Source organism: Microbacterium sp. MYb45 (assembly GCF_002979655.1).
In the GTDB taxonomy this organism is placed as follows: domain Bacteria; phylum Actinomycetota; class Actinomycetes; order Actinomycetales; family Microbacteriaceae; genus Microbacterium.
Map to the genome: position 1 here is coordinate 916427 of NZ_PCPG01000001.1, position 23801 is coordinate 940227.

General features: G+C 68.5%; 21 protein-coding genes, 1 tRNA gene and 1 other RNA gene. 9 read left to right on the top strand and 14 right to left on the bottom strand.

Annotated elements, in window-relative coordinates:
• Window positions 1-34 precede the first annotated feature (34 nt).
• Genes CQ034_RS04355 through CQ034_RS04365 form a run of 3 tightly spaced genes read right to left on the bottom strand, consistent with a single transcriptional unit; the run spans window position 35 to window position 4599 of the window.
• Window positions 35-3010 carry a bifunctional [glutamine synthetase] adenylyltransferase/[glutamine synthetase]-adenylyl-L-tyrosine phosphorylase gene (locus CQ034_RS04355; protein ID WP_105710048.1) on the bottom strand — a complete coding sequence of 992 codons (2976 nt, stop codon included), beginning with the start codon at window positions 3008-3010 and terminating at the stop codon, window positions 35-37.
• Between the two features lie 9 nt (window positions 3011-3019).
• Entirely contained in the window at window positions 3020-4357 is a 1338-nt protein-coding gene (gene glnA / locus CQ034_RS04360) for a type I glutamate--ammonia ligase (protein ID WP_029261804.1), read from the bottom strand.
• Window positions 4358-4359: 2 nt separating this feature from the next.
• Window positions 4360-4599, bottom strand: coding sequence for a hypothetical protein (locus tag CQ034_RS04365; protein ID WP_036303297.1), 240 nt, complete (start codon window positions 4597-4599; stop codon window positions 4360-4362).
• A 68-nt stretch (window positions 4600-4667) separates the two neighbouring features.
• Between CQ034_RS04365 and ppgK the strand changes: the two genes are divergently transcribed.
• Entirely contained in the window at window positions 4668-5414 is a 747-nt protein-coding gene (gene ppgK, locus CQ034_RS04370) for a polyphosphate--glucose phosphotransferase (protein ID WP_029261802.1), read from the top strand.
• 98 nt (window positions 5415-5512) lie between these two features.
• Here the strand turns inward: ppgK and CQ034_RS04375 are convergent, their stop codons facing one another.
• The 6 genes from CQ034_RS04375 to CQ034_RS04400 form a co-directional block, all read right to left on the bottom strand.
• Window positions 5513-6613, bottom strand: coding sequence for a MerR family transcriptional regulator (locus CQ034_RS04375; protein ID WP_105710049.1), 1101 nt, complete (start codon window positions 6611-6613; stop codon window positions 5513-5515).
• Window positions 6516-7190: a HEAT repeat domain-containing protein gene (locus CQ034_RS04380; protein ID WP_105710359.1), complete on the bottom strand. Its 675-nt coding sequence runs from the start codon at window positions 7188-7190 to the stop codon at window positions 6516-6518. Before CQ034_RS04380 ends, CQ034_RS04375 begins: the two co-directional genes overlap by 98 nt.
• A 114-nt stretch (window positions 7191-7304) precedes the next feature.
• Window positions 7305-7661, bottom strand: an RNA gene (gene rnpB, locus CQ034_RS04385) — RNase P RNA component class A.
• A gap of 35 nt (window positions 7662-7696) precedes the next feature.
• Entirely contained in the window at window positions 7697-9397 is a 1701-nt protein-coding gene (locus CQ034_RS04390) for a bifunctional 3'-5' exonuclease/DNA polymerase (RefSeq protein WP_105710050.1), read from the bottom strand.
• A gap of 22 nt (window positions 9398-9419) precedes the next feature.
• On the bottom strand, window positions 9420-10154 hold the full coding sequence (locus CQ034_RS04395) for a zinc ribbon domain-containing protein (RefSeq protein ID WP_105710051.1): 735 nt from the start codon (window positions 10152-10154) through the stop codon (window positions 9420-9422).
• A gap of 36 nt (window positions 10155-10190) precedes the next feature.
• Window positions 10191-10613, bottom strand: a complete 423-nt coding sequence (locus tag CQ034_RS04400; RefSeq protein ID WP_105710052.1) for a YchJ family protein — start codon at window positions 10611-10613, stop codon at window positions 10191-10193.
• A 43-nt stretch (window positions 10614-10656) separates the two neighbouring features.
• Between CQ034_RS04400 and CQ034_RS04405 the strand changes: the two genes are divergently transcribed.
• Window positions 10657-11496 (top strand): aldo/keto reductase, encoded by an 840-nt coding sequence (locus CQ034_RS04405; RefSeq protein WP_105710053.1) that lies wholly within the window; start codon window positions 10657-10659, stop codon window positions 11494-11496.
• Window positions 11497-11507: 11 nt separating this feature from the next.
• Here the strand turns inward: CQ034_RS04405 and CQ034_RS04410 are convergent, their stop codons facing one another.
• A complete protein-coding gene (locus CQ034_RS04410; RefSeq protein ID WP_105710054.1) occupies window positions 11508-12344 on the bottom strand; it encodes a helix-turn-helix transcriptional regulator in 837 nt (278 codons plus the stop codon).
• Between the two features lie 100 nt (window positions 12345-12444).
• Here CQ034_RS04410 and CQ034_RS04415 point away from each other — a divergent pair, with 100 nt between their 5' ends.
• Window positions 12445-13209 carry an SDR family oxidoreductase gene (locus CQ034_RS04415; protein WP_105710055.1) on the top strand — a complete coding sequence of 255 codons (765 nt, stop codon included), beginning with the start codon at window positions 12445-12447 and terminating at the stop codon, window positions 13207-13209.
• A gap of 34 nt (window positions 13210-13243) precedes the next feature.
• Here the strand turns inward: CQ034_RS04415 and CQ034_RS04420 are convergent, their stop codons facing one another.
• The 4 genes from CQ034_RS04420 to CQ034_RS04435 form a co-directional block, all read right to left on the bottom strand.
• Entirely contained in the window at window positions 13244-14197 is a 954-nt protein-coding gene (locus CQ034_RS04420; protein WP_105710056.1) for an L-lactate dehydrogenase, read from the bottom strand.
• Between the two features lie 55 nt (window positions 14198-14252).
• The gene (locus CQ034_RS04425; RefSeq protein WP_105710057.1) at window positions 14253-15140 is read right to left on the bottom strand and encodes a TIGR01777 family oxidoreductase; all 888 of its coding nucleotides are present in this window, start codon (window positions 15138-15140) and stop codon (window positions 14253-14255) included.
• A 142-nt stretch (window positions 15141-15282) separates the two neighbouring features.
• Window positions 15283-15840 (bottom strand): dihydrofolate reductase family protein, encoded by a 558-nt coding sequence (locus tag CQ034_RS04430; protein WP_105710058.1) that lies wholly within the window; start codon window positions 15838-15840, stop codon window positions 15283-15285.
• 50 nt (window positions 15841-15890) lie between these two features.
• Window positions 15891-15963, bottom strand: a tRNA-Val gene (locus CQ034_RS04435).
• Window positions 15964-16117: 154 nt separating this feature from the next.
• Between CQ034_RS04435 and aceE the strand changes: the two genes are divergently transcribed.
• From aceE to CQ034_RS04465, 6 genes are all read left to right on the top strand, one after another.
• A complete protein-coding gene (gene aceE / locus CQ034_RS04440) occupies window positions 16118-18844 on the top strand; it encodes a pyruvate dehydrogenase (acetyl-transferring), homodimeric type (protein WP_105710059.1) in 2727 nt (908 codons plus the stop codon).
• Between the two features lie 31 nt (window positions 18845-18875).
• On the top strand, window positions 18876-20072 hold the full coding sequence (locus tag CQ034_RS04445) for a CdaR family transcriptional regulator (protein WP_029261788.1): 1197 nt from the start codon (window positions 18876-18878) through the stop codon (window positions 20070-20072).
• Between the two features lie 94 nt (window positions 20073-20166).
• Window positions 20167-21087, top strand: a complete 921-nt coding sequence (locus CQ034_RS04450; protein WP_105710060.1) for an ACP S-malonyltransferase — start codon at window positions 20167-20169, stop codon at window positions 21085-21087.
• Window positions 21084-22085 (top strand): beta-ketoacyl-ACP synthase III, encoded by a 1002-nt coding sequence (locus CQ034_RS04455; protein ID WP_105710061.1) that lies wholly within the window; start codon window positions 21084-21086, stop codon window positions 22083-22085. The genes CQ034_RS04450 and CQ034_RS04455 overlap by 4 nt, the downstream gene beginning before the upstream one ends.
• A 68-nt stretch (window positions 22086-22153) precedes the next feature.
• Complete coding sequence (locus CQ034_RS04460) at window positions 22154-22402, top strand: acyl carrier protein (RefSeq protein ID WP_017830435.1); 249 nt, start codon at window positions 22154-22156, stop codon at window positions 22400-22402.
• A 93-nt stretch (window positions 22403-22495) separates the two neighbouring features.
• On the top strand, window positions 22496-23734 hold the full coding sequence (locus CQ034_RS04465) for a beta-ketoacyl synthase (protein ID WP_029261785.1): 1239 nt from the start codon (window positions 22496-22498) through the stop codon (window positions 23732-23734).
• The last annotated feature ends 67 nt before the right edge of the window (window positions 23735-23801 follow it).

Consider the following 23801-nt stretch of genomic DNA (forward strand, 5'->3'; position numbering starts at 1 on the left):
ACACGTCGCCCGATACTGCAAACCGAGGTGGTGGTTATCCGTAGAACAGCTCCTCGAAGGTCTTGCGCGCGCGTCGGGTAACGCCGAGGTAGTCCTCCTCGAGCTCGGTCGCCGAACGCTCCGGGTATCCCAGCAGGCTGCCGATCGCATCCAGCTGGCGCCGATCGGCGGGGAGCAGATCGCTCGTCTGCCCGGTGAGGAGTGTGATCGCCGAGCGCAGCCGACTCGACAGGCGCCACGCCTCCCGTAACCGCTCGGCGTCGCCCTCCTCCACGAGGTCGGCTGCGACGGCGGCGTCCAGCGCACCGAGTGTCGCTGTGGTCCGCAGGCCGGGGATCGCGTGCGCATGCTGCAGCTGCAGCAGCTGCACCAGCCACTCGACGTCGCTGAGCGTGCCGGGGCCGAGCTTCAGATGTCGCCGCGGATCAGCGCCCTGCGGCAGCCGCTCCCCCTCGACCCTGGCCTTGATGCGCTTGATCTCACGCGTTCCCTGGAGGTCGACCGATTCCGGGTAGCGGATCGTGTCCGCGAGGGCCGTGAACCGCTCGATGAGCTTCGCACTCCCCGCCACCCCCCGCGCGCGCAGCAGCGCCTGCGCCTCCCAGGAGAGCGACCAGCGCCGGTAGTACTCGGCGTACGCGGCGATCGATCGCACGACCGGTCCGTTCCGCCCCTCCGGTCGGAGGTCGGCGTCGAGATCGAGTGGGAGCCTGTGATCGGTCAGGTGCTCGCGGAGTCCTGCCACGATCTGCGTGGCGAGCTTCTGCGCCCGTTGCGAGTCGACCCCGTTCGCGTCGTACACGTAGAGGATGTCGGCGTCCGACCCGAAACCGAGTTCGGCGCCTCCGAAACGCCCCATGGCGATGACGGCGAAGTCGAGCTCTGCGGCGTCATCGGGAACCACCTCCCGGATGACGGCGCGCAGGGCCGCCTGGATGGTCGCCTCGGTGATCTCCGTGAGCGCGACAGCCACCTCTTCGATCGTCAGCACGCCGAGGACGGCGCCCATCGCGGTCCGCAGCAGCTCCCGACGGCGCAGAGCCCGCACCGCTCGAAGGGCGTCGCCGATGGTCTCGTGACGGGTCTGGATCGCGCGCGCCTCTTCGTCGAGCGCCGCCGCACCGCGGGGACGCAGCCGTTCGGTGCTGTCGAGCCAGGCCACGGATTCCGGGATCCACTCCAGCAGCTCCCCGACGTAGCGTGACGAGGACAGCAGTCGTGTGAGGCTCTCGGCAGCACCCGACGAGTCCCGCAGCATCCGAAGGAACCACGGGGTGTCGCCGAGGCGTTCGCTGATGCGACGGAACGCGAGAAGCGCGTAATCGGGGTCGCTTCCGTCGGCGAACCACCGCACCATGATCGGCATCAGCGCCCGCTGGATCGTCACCTTGCGGCTGAGCCCGGTCGTGAGTGCACCGATGTGCCGCAGGGCGCCCGCGGGGTCGCGGAACCCGATGGCCGCCAAGCGGTCATGCGCCTGCGCCGTGGAGAGTGTGCGTTCCTCCTCGGGAAGACCGGCCACCGCGCTCAGAAGCGGGCGGTAGAACAGCCGAGTGTGGATCTCGCGCACTTCGCGGCGCACAGCCTCCCATCGCGTCCATACACCGTCGCCGCTCTCGGCGAGTGCCGTGCTGCGCGCCAGTACGCGCAGACCGGCGGGAGTCCGAGGAAGCAGATGCGTGCGGCTCAGTTCGCGCAGCTGCAGGCGGTGCTCCATGAGTCGCAGGATGCGGTAGTCGTCGGCGAACGTCGCGGCATCCGCTCGTCCGATGTACCCGCCGGTGACGAGGGCGTCGAGACTCTCGAGCGTGCCGCGCGTGCGGATCGACTCGTCCGTGAGGCCGTGGACCAGCTGAAGCAACTGCACGGTGAACTCGATATCGCGTAGACCGCCCGCTCCGAGCTTGAGCTGATATGGCGCGTCGTCCGGATCGATGTGCTCGGTCACGCGCTCGCGCATCCGCTGGACGCTCTCGACGAAATCCTCACGAGCGGCGCTGGACCAGATCTTCGGCTGCACCGCCTCGACGTACTCGGCGCCCAGGTCGGCGTCTCCGGCGAGAGGTCGCGCCTTCAGGAGTGCCTGGAACTCCCAGCTCTTGGCCCAGCGATCGTAGTAGGCGAGGTGCGAGGCGAGCGAACGCACGAGGGCACCCTGCTTGCCCTCGGGCCGCAGGTTGGCGTCGACCTCCCACAGCGGGGGCTCCACCTCGATGCTGTCGAGACCGCGCATCGTCTCGCGGGCCAGCCGCGTCGCGATGTCGATCGCGCGGGCCTCCGTCACGACCTCCTCGTCGCTGGTGCCGCCCACGAAGATCACGTCCACGTCGCTGACATAGTTGAGCTCGCGGGCGCCCGCCTTTCCCATGCCGATGATCGAGAGCCGCGTCGCCGCTACCTGCTCCCGCGGGGTGGTCTCACTGAGACGCGCGCGTGCGATCGCGAGCGAGGCCTCCAAGGCCGCTCCGGCGGCATCCGACAGTGCGGCGGACACCGCGGCAACCACCGTCTTCGGCTCGGGGTGGGTCAGGTCATAGGCGGCGATGGCGGCGAGGCTGCGTCGGTACGCGACACGCACGGCCACGACCGCGGCATCGTCCGCTGACGTCGCGAAGCCATCTCGGGCGCCGACCGATGCCAGCAGCTGCGTCCGGAGCGACTCCGGCGACGGCAACGCGTCGAGGGCGTCCCCCAGCACCGAGAGCTGATCGGGATGGCGGAGGAAGAAGTCGGCCAGCCCTTCCGAGGCACCGAAGACCCGCCACACGCGGTGACGCGTCTCAGCGATGTCGAGCAGGCCCTTCAGGGGTCCGGGGTCCCGACGCGCGACACGGACCATTCCCCGCACCGCGGCGTCGGGGTCGGCAGCATCCGCTCCTTCGAGAAGTGACGATCGCGAGATTCCGAGAACCGTCGCCAACTCGGACAGGGATGCCGCCGCCTCGCTCAACTCGGCGAAACCGAGCCTCGCCAGGGCGGAAAGGGAGACGGAGTCGTCCGGTCGGGCCATCGGCGCAGGTCAGAGCAGTTCGAGGTTGCTCTTCAGCTCGAACGGGGTGACCTGGCCACGATAGGCCTCCCATTCCTTGCGCTTGTTGAGCAGCACGTAGTTGAAGACCTGCTCCCCCAGCGTCTCGGCGACGAGTTCGGATGCCTCCATGTACTCCAGAGCGTGGTCGAGGCTCGCAGGAAGTGCCTCGTATCCCAGTGCACGCCGCTCGGCGTCGCTCAGCGACCACACGTTGTTCTCGGCCTCGGGCGGCAGCTCGTAGCCCTCCTCGATGCCCTTGAGTCCTGCCGCGAGCAGCAGCGCGTAGGCGAGGTACGGGTTCGAGGCGGAGTCGATGCCGCGGTACTCGACGCGCGACGACTGGCTCTTGTTCGGCTTGTACATCGGCACGCGGATGAGGGCCGAGCGGTTCGCATGCCCCCAGGTGACGAAGCTCGGCGCCTCGTCGCCTCCCCAGAGCCGCTTGTAGGAGTTCACGAACTGGTTCGTCACGGCGGAGATCTCGTTCGCGTGTCGGAGGAGACCCGCGATGAAGTGTCGGCCGGTCTTGGAGAGCTGGTACTTCGCGCCCTCCTCGTAGAAGGCGTTCTGGTCGCCCTCGAACAGCGACATGTGGGTGTGCATGCCGCTGCCGGGCTGATCGCTGAGCGGCTTCGGCATGAACGTCGCGTAGACGCCCTGCTCGATCGCCACCTCCTTGATCACCGTGCGGAAGGTCATGATGTTGTCGGCCGTCGTGAGGGCGTCCGCATAACGGAGATCGATCTCGTTCTGGCCGGGGCCACCCTCGTGGTGGCTGAACTCGACGGAGATGCCGAGGTCTTCGAGCATCCGCACCGAACGGCGACGGAAGTCATGAGCGGTGCCACCGGGAACGTTGTCGAAGTAGCCGGCCGAGTCGACCGGCACGGGACCGTCAGGTCCGAACGACGACGACTTGAGCAGGTAGAACTCGATCTCGGGGTGCGTGTAGAACGTGAAGCCGGCATCCGCCGCCTTGGCGAGGGTGCGCTTGAGCACGTGCCGCGGGTCGGCGACGGCCGGCTGTCCGTCTGGCGTCGTCAGGTCGCAGAACATGCGCGCCGTCGGATCGATCTCGCCGCGCCACGGCAGCGTCTGGAACGTCGTCGGATCCGGCTGCGCGAGCAGGTCCGACTCGTAGGTGCGCGTCAGCCCCTCGATCGCCGAACCGTCGAAACCGATGCCTTCCGCGAACGCCCCCTCGACCTCGGCCGGAGCGATCGCCACGGACTTGAGCGTGCCGATGACGTCGGTGAACCACAGCCGCACGAACTTGACGCCGCGCTCCTCGATCGTCCGGAGGACGAAATCCCTCTGCTTGTCCATGGTTACTCTGCGCCCTGGCCCTTTGCGTCGCCCGCGTTCTGCGAGCCCTTGGCGTCCCAGCCCTGCTCCACGGCTTCCTCTTCGGCCCAGGCGCGCGAACGCTCCTTGAGCACCTCGGGCGCGCGGCGGGCTTCGGCCTCCGTGTCGAAGGGCCCGATCCGGTCGATGGAGGGCGAGATCATGCCGAACTCGACCTCGCCGGTCTCGGAGTTGTACCAGTACTTGTGGTCACCGTCAGACATGCCTGTCCCTTCTTCACGTGATGTCATCGATCCTACTGGCGTGCACCGTGGTCGCTAAGCTATCGCCCATGGCAAAAGCGATCGGCGTCGACATCGGCGGCACGGGAATCAAAGCAGGAATCGTCGACCTCGAGCACGGAATCATGGCATCCGACCGGGTGCGGGTCCCCACCCCTGAAGGCGCATCGCCTCAGGATGTCCTGAACGCCGTGCAGACCGTTCTGAAGACCCTCGACGTGCACGACTCGACCCTCCCGCTCGGTGTCGCCTTCCCGGCCATCGTCAAGCGCGGCAAGACGCTCTCCGCGGCGAACGTGTCGAAGGAATGGATCGATTTCGATGCGGAGCGCTTCTTCCGCGACGGACTCGGCCGCAACATCGTGTTCGTGAACGACGCGGATGCCGCCGGCGTCGCCGAGGCCCGCCACGGCGCGGCCAGGGACGTGCGCGGCTTCACCTTGCTCACGACCCTGGGCACCGGCATCGGGTCCGCCTTCCTCTATGACGGCGTGCTGCTGCCGAACACCGAGCTGGGCCACCTCAACTTCGGTGAGTACGAGTCGGTCGAGACGTATGCCGCGACATCGGCACGCGAGCGCGAGGGCCTCAGCTGGGCCGCATGGGCGGAGCGCCTGCAGGCTTTCTACTCGCACATCGAGTTCCTGTTCAGCCCCGACCTGTTCGTTGTCGGCGGCGGCGTGTCGAAGAACGCCGGAGACTTCCTCCCGCTCCTCGACCTCAAGACCCCGATCGTGCCGGCCATCCATCGCAACAACTCCGGGATCATCGGCGCCGCGTCGCTCGCCGGCGACTGATCCTCACCCGCTCCTGAACCTCGAAGGCCCCGATGACTCTGCAGTCATCGGGGCCTTCATCATGAGTCGGGCGGCGTGGACGAACCCGTCTCGACCGGTCAGCGGCGCTCCGTGCGAACCCCGAGGTGGGCGCGGGCAGCGATCGCGACGGAGGACTCCGGGTCGGCGGCCAGCGTCTGCAGCACCGATTCGACGTCGGGCCCGGGGATGCACGCGAGCATCCCGACCAGGCGCCGACGTCCATCGGCGTCGGTCATCGCCATCACCGCCGTCGAAGCACGGACGAGCTCGCCCGTGAACCCTTCACGAGAGGCGAGCGCCTCCAGAGCGTCGCTCGCCTCCATGTCGAGCTCCCCCGCGGCCACCTGCGCGACCAGTGCGGCGACCACGGCGATGTCGCCCGACATACTCCCGACGATGTTCGCGCGAGCACGAACTCGCGGGTCCGCGTGCGTCGTCTGCCGGGCCACGGACGCCAGCGCTCGCGGCGTGCCGATCTTGAGGAGCGCCTCCAGCGCACGGTGTCGTCGCTGCGCGTGCGCTGAGGTGAGCTCCCTCGCGAGAACGGGAACCGCGGGGTCTCCGATCAACGCGAGGGACCAGAGGACTGCGCCGGCCACGTTCGGTTCATCCTCGCGGAGCAGAGCCTCGATGAGGACGGCCGTGTCGCGCTCGTCGCCCTTCTCGAGTGTCAGAGCCAACCTCTGTCGGCCGGACGCGCTCACGGAATCGAATCCACGAATGAGTGCGATGACACGAAGCGCATCGGCCACGTCGCGAGGATCGCTCGCGCGAATGCGATCCAGACGCGAGACGAGTTCGGTCGCGGCGCTCTGCTGAGCCCGCGCGCGCTCGGCGAGGCGCTCGACGAGATCCGCCGATGCGAACGCCTCGGAGTCGAGTGCGTCGGCGACCTCCGCCAAGCTGAGGCCGAGCGATCGCAGACTCTCCACGTGGAGCAGCCGCTCGACATCCACTTCCGCGTACTGGCGATAGTGGCCGCTGGTGCGCGCCGTCGGCGAGACGAGACCGATGCGGTCGTAGTGGCGCAGCATGCGTGCACTCACCCCGCTTCGCCGAGCGACCTCCCCGATGAGCATGTCAGTCGTCTCCGACCGTCGGTGCGTCCCGAAGCGCGACCACTCGCCGGGCTTCCTCGATGGCCGCCTCGAAACCATCGTCCGGGTATGCCATGACATGTGCTGTGGCCAGCGCGTGCTCACGAACCCCGGGGTCCGGCGCATCCGTCGCCGCGTCGACGACGGGCTCGGCGGCGGGGCCGAGCATCGCGATCGCCCGGCTCAGGCTTCGCTGGAGCTCACGATCTCCGCGGCCGAGGTTGCGAGCCAGCTCGCGGGCGAGTGCGGGGTGCTCACTCTCCGGCGCGAGGCCTGCCGCGGTGCGCCACGCCGCCTTCGCGACTTCGACGTCGTCGTCACGCAGCAAGTCCACGGTGATCGCTGACCAGGCACGCCGGTCGCCGAGCTTCGAGAGGCTGTGCAGGGCCTGGCTCCGGGCCTGAGCAGTCGTCGAGTCGAGCTCGGGCAGCAGGAGATCGACGGCCTTCGTCCGATCCTGGCGGGTGATCGCCCACGTGAGCATGTCCCGCACGTAGAAGTCGGGCTCGACCGAGCACCGCTCGATGAGCACCGGCAGGTACGCGTCGTCCGTGTGGATCCCCGCAGTGAGCGCCGTCTGCAGCCTGACTGATGCGTCCGACGTGCTCAACGCGCTGCGCAGCCGGCTCTCGGGGGATGTCATGTTGTCTTGGGTCATGAGGACCACCTCCACATCCCACTTCACACCTTGTCAGCGTGTCAAGGTCAAGACGGGAACAAAACGCAGTTCCGAGGTGCCTCGAAAGTGACCAGCGGATCAGGCCGATTCATGCGAATGGGCCGACCTGTACGCCGGGTTCTGTTCCGGGGTTCTTCGCCCCTTCGACGGCCATCTCTCTCGGCGACACGTTGCCGTGGCACTCTAGCGGTCTACCCGAGGACTCGGCGAGCCGCGTCATCATCCTCTGTCTGACCTTGCTCCGGACGAGGTTTACCTGGCGGGCCATGTCACCATGGCCCCCGGTGGTCTCTTACACCACCCTTTCACCCTTACCCCTTGCGGGGCGGTCTACTCTCTGTGGCACTTTCTCGCGGATTGCTCCGGGTGGGCGTTACCCACCGTCCTGCCCTGAGGAGCCCGGACGTTCCTCGGTGCGGTCACCCGCCACGCGGCCGTCCAGTCGACCCATTCGCACTCCCAGTCTACTTCTCGGGAGGCCATTCCTACTTCTCGACGGACTCTGCGATCCGGAGGTCCAGGGGCACGTCGATCGGGAAGGAGCCGAAGAGGCGGGTCGTCGCGACCGCGGCCGCTTCACGCACGGCCTCGGCCGCCGCTTCTGCGTGCTCCTGCGGAACGTGCAGGATGACCTCGTCGTGCAGGAAGAAGGCCAGGTGAGGTGCCTGCGCGAAGGGACCGGATGCCGCGGCCGTGGTGAAGCCCTCGGGGATCTGCTGCAGGCGGTGACGGATCTCGGCGAGCCAGATCAGCGACCACTCGGCGGCAGTCCCCTGCACGACGAAGTTCCGGGTGAATCGCCCCCAGTCACGCGCCCGGCGCCGAGCGAGCGCCACGACCGCCGGATCGGCATCAGCGCCGGTGGCATCGGCCTGCAGACGCATCCACTCCACCGAGGGTCGGGGCGATGATCGGCCGAGCCAGGTGGACACGATGCCGCCGTCCTCGCCCGTGCGCGCCGCCGCGTCGACGAGCGCCATGGCGCGCGGGTACACCTTCTTCAGCCGTGGAACGAGCCGCCCACTGTCACCGGTCGTGGCGCCGTACATCGCACCGAGCACCGCGTACTTCGCCTCCTCCCGGGTGGCCACCGCTCCGGATGCGACGACGCCGGCGTACAGATCGCTCCCCCGCGCCGCCCGCGCCATCGCCTCGTCGGAGGCCATCGCAGCGAGCATCCGCGGCTCCAGCTGCGCGACGTCCGCCACGACGAGAGTCCATCCAGGGTCGGCACGCACCGCAGGGCGCAGACTGCGCGGAAGCTGAAGCGCGCCTCCGCCGGCAGAGGCCCAGCGCCCGGTGACCACGCCACCGGGGATGTACACGGGACGGAACCGCCCGTCGTGCACCCACTCGGCGAGCCACGCCCAGCCGTTGGCACTGAGCAGCCGGGAGAGCTTCTTGTACGCGAGCAGCGGTTCGACGACCGGGTGGTCGTGCTCGGCGAGCTCCCACCGGCTCGTGGACTCCACCTGCACCCCGACACGATGCAGCGCCCTGAGCAGCTTCTGCTGACTGTCGAGGTGCAGTGAGGGGTCGCCGAGGAGTTCCCGCACTCGATCGCCGAGCTCGACCATACGACTCGGCGTTCCACCGGCGACCGGACGCGTGCCCAGCGTGTCGGTCAGGATCGCATCGTGCACGCCCTCGTCCCAGGGCAACCCCGCGGCCCGCATCTCCTCGGCGATGAGTCCGCCCGCCGACTCCGCCGCGCACAGCAGCGTGAGGCGACCATCCGGCGCCGCAGCGATCGTCTCCCGCTGCGACCGGTACTGACCGAGGGCCGTGACGATCGGGTCCTCTCCGCTCGTGTCGTCGAACACGTCGAACAGCGACGGCGCCGCAACGGTCGGCTCCCGCCGCTCCCACTCGTGCGACGCGGGAAGCGGGGTCGGCACCGCAGAGGTGTCGCGCAGGATCGCATGGCACAGCACCAGATCATGGCTGCGAGAGATCCGCACTCCGTCGCTGAGGAGGAGGGCGTAGGTCTCCGCGGCGGTGCGCATGATCCAGCGCGGAGCGTCGGAGGTCTCCGCGGCGTGGACCCATGCGGAAAGCTCGTCGGTGCGCAGAGACGTGCGGTTCTGCTCTTCGTCGTCGGCGTCGAGCTCGATCGCGACGTACTCCTGTGCGCCGACGGAGATGAGCGCGATGCGGCGTTCGATCCCCGACGCCGGCGCTGTCATCGGCGGCGGGCGCGGGCACCGCTCATGCGAGCCCGGATTCCTCGGTGCGCACGAGGATGCAGCCGCACTCGGGGCAGGAGACCACGAGGTCGTCCGCCGCGCGGCGGATGTCGTTCAGATCGGTGCTGGGAAGCAGGATGCGGCAACCTTCGCAGGTGCCGCGGGTGAGAAGAGCCGCGCCGGCACTGTTCGTCGCGCGACGGGAGTACTCGGCCAGGAGTTCCGGCGAGACGCCTTCGGCCACGGCCGCTCGATCGCGGGCGAGCTGCGCACCCAGATCCGTCGCCGCGGCGACATCTGCCTTGGCCTGGGCGGTGAGCGCCGACCCCTCGGCGGTGGTCGTCTCCAGGAGCGCCTGCTGTGCGGCGACTGCGGCCTCCGCCTCTTCGAGCCGCCCCATGACGTCGAGTTCCGCGTCTTCGAGGTCGCTCTGCCGCCGGGCGAGGCTCGCCAGCTCGTGCTCGAGCGCCTGCGCGTCCTTCGAGCTGGTCGACGCGGCGAGTCGCTCGGCGTCACGGTTCCGGCGCGCCTCGACGACCGCGACATCGGACTCAAGGCGCTTCAGCTCGGTGCGCACATCGTCGCGAGTGCCGGTGAGGGTCGTCAGCTCGCGGAGCTGCTCCTGGCGGATGGCGACGAGCTCGGTGATCCGCCCCGCCTGGCTCGGCTTGGTACGGGCACGCTCGGCCTGCGCGATGCGCCGGTCGAGGTCGGCGATGTCGAGCAGGGTGCGCTGGTTCTCGGGGCTGGCGTTCACACTCTCAAATCTAGTCGCTGCGCCGACATCCGCCCATCAGCTCACGTCGCCGTCGACGTAGTACCACTGCCGGTCCTCGCGGACGAAGCGGCTGCGCTCGTGCAGGGAGCCCCGCTCGGCGCCCTGCCGCCAGATCGCCTCGAACTCCACGACGCCCTGGTCATCGAACGGACCGCCGGCCACGCGATCGAGCACGAGCAGCCGCAGCCACTCGAGATCCGGCTCGAAGTCGATCGTCCGCGGCCTCGATGTCGGATGCCAGGTGCGCAGCAGGTGACCCGCATCGTGGCGCCCGAACGCCGTGTACCGCGACCGCATCAGGCGCTCCGCCGTCGGAGCGGGGGCGCCGCGCAGCAGTGGACCGCAGCAGCCGCCGAACACCTCGCCGGACGAGCACGGGCATCGCATCGCGTCGTCGATCACCACGTCATCCGACGCCATGTCCGTCTCTGCTGTCATTCCCTCAGCGTACGCTCGGAGGAAACGCAACGGAGGAGTCACGATGACCACTGTCCCCACCTTCACCGCCCACAACGGCTTCGCACTCCCGGCGATCGGGCTCGGCACGTATGCGCTCAACGGCGATGCCGGAGCGGATGCCGTCACAGGGGGCATCGAAGCGGGGTACCGGTTGATCGACACGGCCTTCAACTACGAGAACGAGGGTTCGGTCGGCCGAGGAGTTGCCGCATCCGACGTCGACCGCTCGGAGATCATCGTCACCACGAAGCTCCCTGGACGCCACCACGCGTCTCCGAAGGCGCGCACCAGCATCGAGGAGAGCCGTTCGCGTCTCGGGCTCGAGGCGACGGACCTGCACCTGATCCACTGGCCGAACCCGAGCCAGGACGAGTACGTCCAGGCCTGGGCTGCGCTCGTCGACGCGCAGGCGCGCGGAGTGGTCCGGCAGATCGGCGTCTCGAACTTCCTGCCGGAACACCTGGAACGCATCGAGCGCGAGACCGGTGTGCGCCCCGTCGTCAACCAGATCGAGGTGCACCCGTACTTCCCGCAGGAGGAGCAGCTCGCCTACCACCGCGAGCACGGCATCCTCACCGAGGCATGGAGCCCTCTGGGACGCGCCAAGGAGCTGCTCGACGAGGCAGTGATCCATGAGGTCGCCGTCGCGCACGGCGTGACACCGGCGCAGACGGTCCTCGCATGGCACGTCGCCCGTGGCACGGTGTCGATCCCCAAGGCGTCGTCCCGGGAGCATCAGGTCGCGAACCTCACGGCGGCCGAGATCGTGCTCGGCGATGCCGAGGTGGCAGCGATCACCGCACTCGGGCGCCCCGACGGACGGCTGTTCGACGCCGATCCGAGGACCCACGAGGAGTCCTGACCCGCATCTGGTCAGACGTTCTGCGTCCCCAGCACCCGCAGGAACTCGAGCTTGCTCGCTGCCTCGCTGCCCGGCGCCGCCGTGAGCACGATCAGCGCCTGGGACTCGTCCTCGGTGAACAGCGCCTGACAGTCGACCTCGATCTCGCCGAGGTCGGGGTGCACCATCACCTTGTGCTGCTCGAACCGGCGGCTCACCTCGTGCGCGTCCCACAGCTCGACGAACTCCGGACTCCGCGCAGTGAGCGCCGAGACGATCTCGCCTGCCCGTGAACGCGCCCCCATCACACCGTGGGCCGCACGCAGCGACCCGACGAGCGCACGAGCCTGTCTCGCGTGGTCGGCCTCGCGATACCGACGCCGCTCGTCGTCGGGATAGGCGAACCACCGGTAGATGCCACTGCGGTCGAGACCGGTGAGCGTGCTCGCGTCGCCCACGAGCGCGCGGGAGGCGTCGTTCTGCACGAGCACCTCGTCGAGAAGCGAGACGACGAAAGCCGGGGTGTCGTGCAGCCGGTCGAGCACGCGGAGGATGCCGGGGCGCACGTAGTCGGTGACATGTGCTCGGTCGGGTGCGCTGTGTCCGCAGAGTCGGAACAGGTAGTCGCGCTCGTCCTCGGTGAGCCGGAGTGCGCGCGCGAGCGCCGCGAGGATCTGCACGCTGGGTTGCGGACCCCGCCGCTGTTCGAGGCGGGTGTAGTAGTCGGTCGACATGGTCGCCAGCTGCGCGACCTCCTCGCGGCGCAGGCCCGCCGTGCGACGCCGCGGCCCCGTCGACAGCCCGACGTCGGCGGGCGTCAGAGCATCACGGCGGCGGAGGAGGAATTCGGCCAGTGCATCACGGTCCACCCCCGAAGTATCTCCCGGCGGCGTGATCCGATCCAGGGAGCGCCCGTCCCTGGATGACCGCTCACTGGAGGGCGCTCGACGTCGCTCGGATGCTGGATCCATGGACATCAGCGGAAACACCATCTTCATTCCCGGCGCGACCAGCGGCATCGGCCTCGCTCTCGCTCTGAGCCTGCACGAACGCGGCAACACCGTCATCGTGGGCGGACGCCGACAGGACCGGCTCATCTCGATCGCCGCGGAGCATCCCGGCATCCACACGGTCCGGATCGACACGACGGATGCGCGCAACATCGATGAGGCTTCCCAGGCCGTGCTCGCAGAGCATCCTGCACTCAACGTGCTCGTCACGATGGCCGGCGTCATGCGCGCCGAGGACTGGACCACGCCTTCCGGATTCCTGGAGACCGCGGAAGAGACGGTCGCCACGAACATCCTCGGTCCGATCCGCCTCATCGCCGCGTTCATCGACCACCTGCGTGCGCAGCAGGACGCCACGATCATGACCGTGTCGTCGGGGCTCGCTTTCGCCCCGCTTCGTGTGACGCCCACATACAACGCCAGCAAGGCCGCGATCCACATGCTCAGCGAATCGCTGCGCCTGCAGCTGGCGGGGACGAGCGTCTCTGTGCTCGAGCTCGAGCCGCCGGCGGTCCGTACGCCGCTCATGCCGGGTCACGAGGACAACGAGGCAGCGATGCCGCTCAACGAGTTCATCGACGAGGTGACGGCACTGATCGAGTCACAGCCGCACGCCACCGAGATCCAGGTCGAGCGGGTGAAGTTCCTCCGCTACGGCGAGGCTCGGGGCGACTACGACCAGGTCGTCGCGACGCTGAACCGGACCGACCCGCACGGACGCTGAGAGCGAGGGGCCGCCGGTTCGCGCCGGCGTCCCCTCAGCGGCGCAGATCGGCCGCGGCCGCCTGCAGCGCATCCGCGGACTGACGGAGCAGCCCGAGCTCGTGGTCCGAGAACGAGGTGTTACGGATGGGCACGGCACCCTTCGCACTCACGATCGACGGCACGGACAGCGCGACCCCGTCGAGACCGTGGAAGTCGCGCAGCACGGTGCTCACGGGCATCACGGCGTGCTCGTCGCGCAGGATCGCCTCGACGATGCGCGCGCTGGACAGACCGATCGCGTAGTTGGTCGCGCCCTTGCCCAGGATGACCTTGTACGCGGCGTCGCGCACGTCGACCGCGATGTCCTGCAACTCGTCGAGGGTGAATCGCGGGTGCCCCGGCGTCTCCCACTCCAGGATCGGGACCGTGCCGATCGTCGCCCGCGACCACAGCGGGAACTCCGTGTCTCCGTGCTCGCCGACGATGTACGCGTGCACACTGGCGGTCGAGACGCCGGCGCGCTCCCCCAGCTTCCAGCGCAGCCGGGAGGTGTCGAGCACGGTTCCGGAGGCGAAGATCCGCTCCGGCGGAAGCCCCGTCTCCTCCTGCGCGATCACCGTGAGCACATCGCACGGATTGGTGACGATCACGTAGACCGCGTTCGGGGCGACCTCGAGCAGATCCGGCATCATGCGACGGATGATGCCGGCGTTGACCTCGGCGAGCTCGATGCGGGTCTGTCCCGGCTTCTGCTTCGCTCCGGCGGTGATGACCACGACATGCGACCCCGCGGCCACCGAGATGTCGCTGCCGCCGACTATGTCGCTCGAACCGGTGAACTGCGTTCCGTGGGCGAGGTCGAGCACCTCAGCCTCCACCTTCTCGGTCGCGATGTCGTAGAGCGCGACGTGTCGGGCCGACCCGCGGATCAGCGCCGCGTAGGCGACACTCGATCCCACGCTTCCCGCACCGACGACCGTGAGCTTCGAGTTCTCGATGATCTCCATGCGCTCAGTCTTACAGTGCCGGGCGCCGATCCGGGAGGGGTGGCGCCGGGAGATCTCAGAGCGCTGCGGCGACGGCGGCGGCCGCGGTGGCGTGCGTGAACCGGAACCCCGTGCGCTCGAGCACCTGAGGGCGCACGTCCGCGTCCGGGAGCAGCAGAGACTCCGCCGCATCGCCGAGTGCGAACCGGAGTACCCAGGTCGGCACCGGCAGCCAGAACGGACGGTGCATCCGGGCCGCGAGGGCACGGCCGATGTCGTTCGCGGAGGCAGGAGTGGGCCCCGTCAGATTGACGGGACCGGCGATCTTCTGGTCCAGCACGTGCCGGATCGCCGCCACCTCGTCGTCGAGTGAGATCCACGGCCAGATCTGCGTGCCGCGTCCGAGCGGGCCGGAGACGCCGAACCTGGTCAGCTGGATGAGGGGCTTGAGCACTCCGCGCCGGTGGATGACGGGCGCCGTGCGCAGCAGCGCGACCCTGGTGTGGTCCTCGGCCTGGCGCGCCTCGGCCTCCCAGCGCACGGTGAGGTCGGCCAGGAACGTCTGACCAGCAGTGGAATCCTCCGTGAGCACCTCGCCGGGAACGGACCCGTAGTAGCCGACAGCGGACGCCGACACGAGGGCCGGGGCTTCGGAGCGCAGAGAACGCAGAGCGGTCGTGATCGTCCGCGTCGCCTGCAGACGAGAGTCGACCAGCTCACGACGGTACCCCTTCGTCCACGGCAGCCGCCCGACACTCGCACCGCCCAGTGCGACGATGGCTTCGGCCCCGGCGAGCACGTCCGGATCGAGGGCACGCTCCCCCGGTGCCCATTGCGTCTCGGCGTCGGTCCGCGGAGCCCGGCGAACGAGTGCGGTCACCTCGATGCCGTCGGCGCGGAGCGATGATGCGAGGGCGGAACCGATCAGTCCCGATGCCCCGCTGATGACGATGCGTCGCGCCATGTGTGAGAACTCCCCGTCCCTGATCATCGAGTCTTGCCGTGGGTCCGAGGGTACGCGCTCGAGGCTCGAGGAGCTGCGGGCCTTGCGCCGATGGCTCGCGAAGGGTAGGTCCGGTGATCGATTCCTTCCCCGTCTGTCGCAGTCAATCGGCGCGTCGGTAGTGCGTCCAGATAGCTCCGTTCCGGAGCGGCGTCGCCGAGATCAGCGCGAGCCGTCGCGTGCTCGGCAGTCCGCTCTCGTAGAGGGTCGGTCCGTGACCGACGATCCGGGGCTGGACGAGGAACCGGTACTCGTCGACGAGGTCGAGTCGGTCGAGTTCGGCGGCGAGCGAGACGCTGCCGACAAGCACCCCCGCCGGCGTCTCGTCCTTGAGGTTCTGCACACCCTCGCGCAGATCTCCGGCGATGCGATGGCTGTTCGCCCAGGGGAAGTCCTCGCGAGTGGACGACACCACATACTTCGGCTTGGCGTCGAGCTTGACCGCCCATTCCCGCATCGTGGAATCCGCCTCCACTTCTCCACGGGCGACCGCCGGCCACGCGCTCTCCATCATCTCGTAGGTCGTGCGACCCCAGAGCATCGCGCCGGCTTCGTCCATGAGCTGAGTGAAGAGGGGATGGGTCTCGTCATCGGCCATGCCCTCCCGATGGTCGACGCAGCCGTCGAGGGTGACATTGATGCTGAAGGTCAGGAGTCCCATGCGGGGAGCCTAGGACTGCGACGCGGTGACCGCCAGAGTTCGAGGTGAGGTGGGCCCTGCCGGGATCGAACCGACGACATCCACGGTGTAAACGTGGCGCTCTACCAGCTGAGCTAAAGGCCCTGGTGCCCCCAGTGTATCGGCCACCCGATGCGCGACTGTGTCGTAGAAGAGGGATAGGCTGATTCCGGCGCGCGTTGTGCACAGCTGACAAGGCTGCCCGTGTCGCTTCCCGTTTCCTTGGCATGACCTGCCAGCTTGACGAAAGGTTCGCCCCGTGACCGTGCACGACCAGGATCCTTATTCCCAGGGCCCACTCGACAGCGATCCGGAGGAGACCGGCGAGTGGCAGCAGTCCCTCGACGAGCTGGTCGATGCCAAGGGCCACGGCCGAGGCCGCGAGATCATGCTCAGCCTGCTCAAGCGCTCGAAGGAGCTGCACCTGGGCGTGCCGATGGTCCCGACGACGGACTACATCAACACGATCGCCTCCGAGAACGAACCCGAGTTCCCCGGCGACGAGGAGATCGAGCGCCGCTACCGCGCCTGGATCCGGTGGAACGCCGCGATCACGGTACACCGTGCGCAGCGCCCCGGTATCGGCGTCGGCGGTCACATCTCGACCTACGCCTCGTCGGCGGCTCTGTACGAAGTCGGCTTCAATCACTTCTTCAAGGGTGCCGACAACCCGGGCGGCGCCGACCAGATCTTCATCCAGGGTCACGCCTCCCCCGGCACCTACGCCCGCTCCTTCCTCGAAGGACGCCTGAGCGAGGACCAGCTCGACGGCTTCCGCCAGGAGAAGTCGCACGCGCCGCACGGCATCCCCTCCTATCCGCACCCGCGCCTGATGCCGGAGTACTGGCAGTTCCCGACCGTGTCGATGGGCCTCGGCCCGATCAACGCGATCTATCAGGCGATGTCGAACAAGTACCTCGAGAACCGTGGCATCAAGGACACGTCCCAGTCGCACGTCTGGGCGTTCCTCGGCGACGGCGAGATGGACGAGGTCGAGAGCCGCGGCCAGCTGCAGGTCGCCGCCAACGAGGGCCTCGACAACCTGACCTTCATCGTCAACTGCAACCTGCAGCGCCTCGACGGCCCTGTGCGCGGCAACGGCAAGATCGTCCAGGAGCTGGAGTCGTTCTTCCGCGGCGCCGGCTGGAACGTCATCAAGGTCGTCTGGGGCCGTGAGTGGGACGACCTGCTCGCCCGCGACACCGAGGGCGCTCTGCTCAACCTGATGAACGTCACCCCCGACGGGGACTACCAGACGTACAAGGCCGAGTCCGGTGCCTACATCCGCGAGCACTTCTTCGGCCGCGACGAGCGCGCTGCCGCCCTCGTCAAGGACTACTCCGACGACGACATCTGGAACCTCAAGCGCGGTGGCCACGACTACCGCAAGGTCTACGCCGCGTTCAAGGCAGCGACCGAGCACAAGGGCAAGCCCACCGTCATCCTCGCGAAGACCGTCAAGGGCTACGGCCTCGGTCCGCACTTCGAGGGCCGCAACGCGACCCACCAGATGAAGAAGATGACGCTGGACAACCTGAAGACGTTCCGCGACGCGATGCACATCCCGATCACGGACGCGCAGCTCGAGGAGAACCCGTACCTGCCCCCGTACTACAACCCGGGCCCCCAGGACGAGACGATCCAGTACATGCTCGAGCGCCGTCAGGCACTCGGCGGCTACCTGCCGGAGCGCCGCTCGACGCACGTCGGCCTGTCGCTGCCGGACGACACCGCATATGCGCTTCCCAAGAAGGGTTCCGGCACGCAGGAGATCGCCACCACCATGGCATTCGTCCGTCTGCTCAAGGACCTGCTGCGTTCGAAGGACTTCGGCCACCGCATCGTGCCGATCATCCCCGACGAGGCGCGCACGTTCGGTATGGACGCGTACTTCCCCTCGGCGAAGATCTACAACCCGAATGGCCAGCACTACACGTCGGTCGATCGCGAGCTGCTCCTCGCCTACAAGGAGAGCCCGCAGGGCCAGATCGTGCACGTCGGCATCAACGAGGCCGGCGCACTCGCAGCCTTCACCGCCGCCGGAACCTCCTACGCCACGCACGGTGAGCCGCTCATCCCGGTCTACATCTTCTACTCGATGTTCGGCTTCCAGCGCACGGGCGACGCTCAGTGGGCTGCCGGAGACCAGATGGCCCGCGGCTTCATCATGGGCGCCACCGCCGGTCGCACCACCCTCACCGGTGAAGGCCTCCAGCACGCCGATGGCCACTCGCATCTGCTCGCCGCCACCAACCCGGCGACGATCTCGTACGACCCGGCCTACGGCTACGAGATCGCGCATATCGTGCGCTCCGGTCTCGATCGCATGTACGGCGGCAACCACGAGGACCCGAACGTGATGTACTACATCACGCTCTACAACGAGCCGATCGTGATGCCCGCCGAGCCGGAGAACGTGGACGTGGACGGTATCGTCCGCGGCATCCACCGCATCTCGGTCGGCGAGGGCGACGGCCCCCGCGCGCAGCTGTTCGCGTCGGGTGTCGGACTCCCCTGGGCTCTCGAGGCCCAGGAGCTGCTGAAGAACGACTGGGGCGTGATCGCCGACGTCTGGTCGGTCACCTCCTGGACCGAGCTGCGCCGCGACGGCCTCGCCGCTGACGAGCACAACTTCCTGCACCCCGAGGCGGAGCCGCGCACCGCGTACCTCACCCAGAAGCTCCAGGGCGCCGAAGGTCCGGTCGTCGCGGTCAGCGACTTCATGCACGCCGTGCAGGACCAGATCCGCCCGTGGGTCCCGAACCGCTTCGCCACGCTCGGTGCCGACGGCTTCGGCTTCTCGGACACCCGTGCAGCTGCTCGTCGCTTCTTCAAGATCGACGGCCCGTCGATCGTCGTCCGCACGCTGCAGTCGCTCGCCGAAGACGGCAAGGTCGACCGCTCGCTCGCGGCGCAGGCGATCGAGAAGTACCGTCTGCACGACGTGAACGCCGGCACCAGCGGCAACGCGGGCGGCGAAAGCTGAGCCCTCAGTGACAGGTTCTTCTCCTTCCGGCATGGACAAGGCCGCGACGCTCACCTGGCTGCGCCGGATCTCCGGTGACATCGCCTCGGTGACGATCAAGCGCCTGGAGGACACCCTCCCTTGGTACGCCGACATGCCACCAGCCCGCCGCTCCGCGGTCGGGCTGGTGGCCCAGGCGGGAATCACGTCGTTCATCCAGTGGTACGAAGACCCCAACTCCACGCCGTGGATCGCGGCGGACATCTTCGCCGCGGCACCGCGTGAGCTGCTGCGCAGCGTCAGCCTCCAGCAGACACTGCAGCTCATCCGGGTGACCGTCGAGGTCACCGAGGAACGCGTCGCCGGCAGGGGGAACGATCTCCGCGAGGCGATCCTGCTGTACTCCCGCGATGTCGCCTTCGCGGCAGCGGATGTGTACGCCAGAGCTGCGGAGGCCCGCGGCCTCTGGGATGCGCGCCTCGAAGCCCTCGTCGTCGACTCGATCCTCACCGGCGAAGCTGACGAAGAGCTTCCAAGCCGGATCGCGGCACTCGGCTGGCACGGCCACGGCGAGGTCGCCGTCCTGGTCGGCACCACCCCTCCACAGTTCGACGTGGACCTCGTCCGCCGAACGGCCAGGAAGCTCGCCGTCGACGTGCTCATCGGCGTTCAGGGCTCTCGTCTCGTCCTCGTCCTCGGGCGCGCACGCGCCGAAGGAGCTGAAGGGGAAGAAGAGGAGCTGGGGTTCCAGGAGATCGCGACCAGGCTCGAGCCGTCGTTCGGACCGGGTTATGTCGTACTCGGGCCCGCTGTCGCGGCGCTCGTCGACGCGAGCCAGAGCGCGCGGGCAGCCCTGGCCGGTTTCGCGGTCGCCCGTGCCTGGCGCAGCGCACCCCGTCCGGTCGAAGCCGACGACCTGCTCCCGGAACGAGCCCTCGCCGGAGACCCGCTCGCGAAGCAGACGCTGATCGAGCGCATCTTCCGTCCCCTGCAGGCGCACTCCACCGACCTGGTCACCACCCTCTGGAGCTACCTCGACAACGGACGCTCCCTCGAGGCGACGGCCCGCGAGCTCTTCGTGCACCCGAACACCGTGCGCTACCGACTCAAGCGCGTGAGCGAGGTCATCGGGTGGGATGCCACCGGTCCCCGCGAGGCGCTCATCCTGCAGACCGCGCTGATCCTCGGCTCCATCGGCACGGCGGAGCAGGTGCGGCGACGAGCCCCGCTTCGGCGACAGCAGCGCTGATACCCGGCCGATCTGTGCGCCACACACAAGGGTTTCTCGCAATCTTGTGATGGATCATCCACCGCTCTGCCGCAATCGTTGGCAGACTGGGTGGGTGATTGTCGTCGTATGCCCTGGTCAGGGCTCGCAGACCCCCGGTTTCCTCGCTCCTTGGCTCGAGCTCGACGGAGTGGCCGAGCGCCTCGCCGCGTACTCGGATGCCGCAGAGGTCGATCTCCGCGAACACGGCACGGTGTCGGATGCCGATACCATCCGTGACACGCGCATCGCGCAGCCGCTCATCGTCGCAGCGTCCCTGATCGCCGGTGACGCACTCGTCCAGAAGGCGGGACGCCGCGCCGACGGCATCGCCGGACACTCGGTGGGCGAGATCGCGGCGCTCGTGGGCAGCGATGTGATCGACGCCGAGACCGGCATGCGCCTCGTCGGCATCCGCGGTCGTGCGATGGCCGATGCCGCAGCGCAGGAGCAGACCGGCATGAGCGCGGTTCTCGGTGGCGATGAGGAAGCCCTCCTCGCACGACTCGCCGAACTCGACCTCGCCCCCGCGAACTACAACGGCGGTGGACAGATCGTGGTCGCCGGCGCGCTTCCTGCCCTCGCAGCTCTCGCCGAGGAGCCCCTCAAAGGCACGCGCGTGATCCCCCTCCAGGTCGCCGGTGCGTTCCACACCCGCTACATGGCCTCGGCCGTCTCGGCCCTCCGCGATGCGGTCGCCGATGTCACGCCCGCGAACCCCGACATCACGCTGTGGACCAATCGTGACGGCTCTGCCGTCGCTGACGGCGCTCAGGCGCTCAGCTACCTCGTCGACCAGGTCTCCTCCCCCGTGCGCTGGGACCTGTGCATGCGGTCGTTCTCCGACGCCGGCGTCACCGGTGTGATCGAACTCGCTCCCGCTGGCGCCCTGGTCGGACTCGCCAAGCGCGGCCTCCGTGGCGTGCCGACCGTTGCTGTGAAGACCCCCGAAGACCTCGATGCAGCCGTCGCGCTGCTGAACGGAGAAGCCGCATGAGCGTCACCCTCGCCCAGGTCACCGGCCCCGCCTACACCCGCATCTACTCGTACGGTGCCGCCCGCGGTGAGAACGCCGTGCCGAACGAAGACCTGATCGGGCCGATCGACTCCAGCGACGAGTGGATCCGCCAGCGTACCGGCATCATCACTCGTGCCCGTGCCGACAAGGGCACCGACGCCATCGACCTCGCCACCACGGCCGCAGCCGAGGCCATCGAGAAGTCGGGCGTGCCGGCCGATCAGGTCGACCTGGTGATCGTCGCGACCATCAGCAACCCGAAGCAGACCCCCTCGGTCTCGGCCATCGTCGCCGACCGCGTCGGTGCGAATCCGGCCGCCGCCTACGACATCAACGCGGCCTGCGCCGGATACGCCTACGCGATCGCCCAGGCCGACGCCCTGATCAAGGCCGGAGCAGCCCGCTACGCACTGGTCATCGGCACCGAGAAGCTGTCCGATGTCGTCGACCCGACCGACCGCAGCATCTCGTTCCTCCTCGGCGACGGGGCGGGTGCCGCACTGATCGGCCCGAGCGACACGCCGGGCATCGCCCCCGCTGTCTGGGGCTCCGACGGCTCGAAGGCCGACGCCGTGGGCATGAACGGCACGCTGACCGACTTCCGCGACGGCGTGGTGCCGTGGCCGACGCTCCGCCAGGAGGGCCAGACGGTCTTCCGCTGGGCCGTGTGGGAGATGGCCAAGGTTGCGCGCGAGGCGCTCGACCGGGCCGGCGTCGAGCCCGCCGACATCGCCGCATTCATCCCGCACCAGGCGAACATGCGCATCATCGATGAGTTCGCGAAGCAGCTGAAGCTGCCGCAGACCACGGTGATCGCCCGCGACATCGAGACCACGGGCAACACCTCGGCGGCGTCGATCCCCCTGGCGAGCCACCGTCTGATGGCCGAGCACCCCGAGCTCTCGGGCGGTCTCGCCCTGCAGATCGGCTTCGGCGCCGGACTCGTGTTCGCCGCACAGGTCGTCGTCCTTCCCTGAGAATGCGCTGACCTTCTCTAGACTGTTCCACGGTTCCGAATACAACCCGTAAGAAAGAGGAAGACCACATGGCTTTCACCAACGATGAGGTCCTCGCAGGCCTCGCAGAGCTCATCACCGACGAGACCGGCATCAACGCCTCCGAGGTCGCCCTTGAGAAGTCGTTCACCGATGACCTCGACATCGACTCCATCTCGATGATGACGATCGTCGTCAACGCCGAGGAGAAGTTCGGCGTCACCATCCCCGACGACGAGGTCAAGAACCTGAAGACCGTCGGCGACGCCGTCAGCTTCATCGTCGCGGGCCAGGAGTAATCCCGGCAGGATGCCACCCCCCACCTCGCGGGGAGTGGCATCCTCCGCCCTGCCCTCTCACCCCCTTCGACGTTCGACAAGGAACCACACCCCATGACCAAGCGCATCGTCGTCACCGGCATCGGCGCCACATCCGCCATCGGCGGAACGGCCCCGGAGAACTGGACGAACCTGCTGGCCGGAATGTCCGGCACCCGCACGCTCGAACACGACTGGGTTCAGCAGTACGAGCTGCCCGTCACGTTCGCCGCCGAGGCGATCGTGCGCCCGGAAGAGGTGCTCCCCCGCCACGAGGCCAAGCGCCTCGATCCGTCGTCGCAGTTCGCCCTCATCGCAGCCCGCGAGGCGTGGGCCGACGCCGGTTCCCCCGAGGTCGCGCCCGAGCGCCTCGGCATCGACTTCGCCACCGGCATCGGTGGTCTCTGGACCCTGCTGGACGCCTGGGACACGCTGCGTGAGAAGGGCCCGCGACGGGTCATGCCGCTGACGGTCCCGATGCTCATGCCGAACGCCGCTGCGGGCAACCTCTCGCTGCAGTTCGAGGCTCGCGCCTATGCGCAGACCGTCGTCAGTGCGTGCGCCTCCAGCACGGAGTCGATCATCCACGCTTTCCACCACCTGCAGGACGGCCTCGCGGACGTCGTGATCGCCGGTGGCACCGAGTCCGCGATCCACCCGATCACAATGGCTTCGTTCGCATCGGCGCAGGCACTGTCGCGTCGGAACGACGATCCTGCCCACGCCTCCCGCCCCGGGGCCATCGACCGTGACGGGTTCGTCATGGGTGAGGGTGCGGCCGCGCTGATCCTCGAGACCGAGGAGCACGCCAAGGCTCGCGGCGCCAAGATCTACGGCTACGTGCTCGGCGGCGGAGTCACTGCCGACGCGTACCACATCACCGGGAACGACCCCGAGGGCAACGGCGCAGCACGAGCCGTCACGCAGGCGCTCGACGAGGCCGGCGTGACCGCTGACCAGGTCACGCACATCAACGCGCACGCGACGTCGACCCCGGTCGGCGACCCGAACGAGTACGTCGCTCTCAAGAAGGTCTTCGGCGACCGGATCGACGAGATCCCCGTGTCGGCGACGAAGGCCTCCACCGGACACCTGCTCGGTGGCACGGGGGCACTCGAAGCGATCTTCTCGCTTCTCGCGCTGCGTGATCGCGTCGCTCCGCCGACCATCAACATGACCGAGCCCGACCCGGCGGTTCCGTTCCGTCTTTCCGGCGAGGCCACGCCACTCGGCGACGGCCCCCAGATCGCCATCAGCAACTCGTTCGGTTTCGGCGGACACAACGCCGTGCTGGTCGTCGCCAGCGCCGACTGACCCTGCATACGCGAAGAGAGGCCCCCGGGATCCCGGGGGCCTCTCTTCGCGCAACAGGACCGGAGTC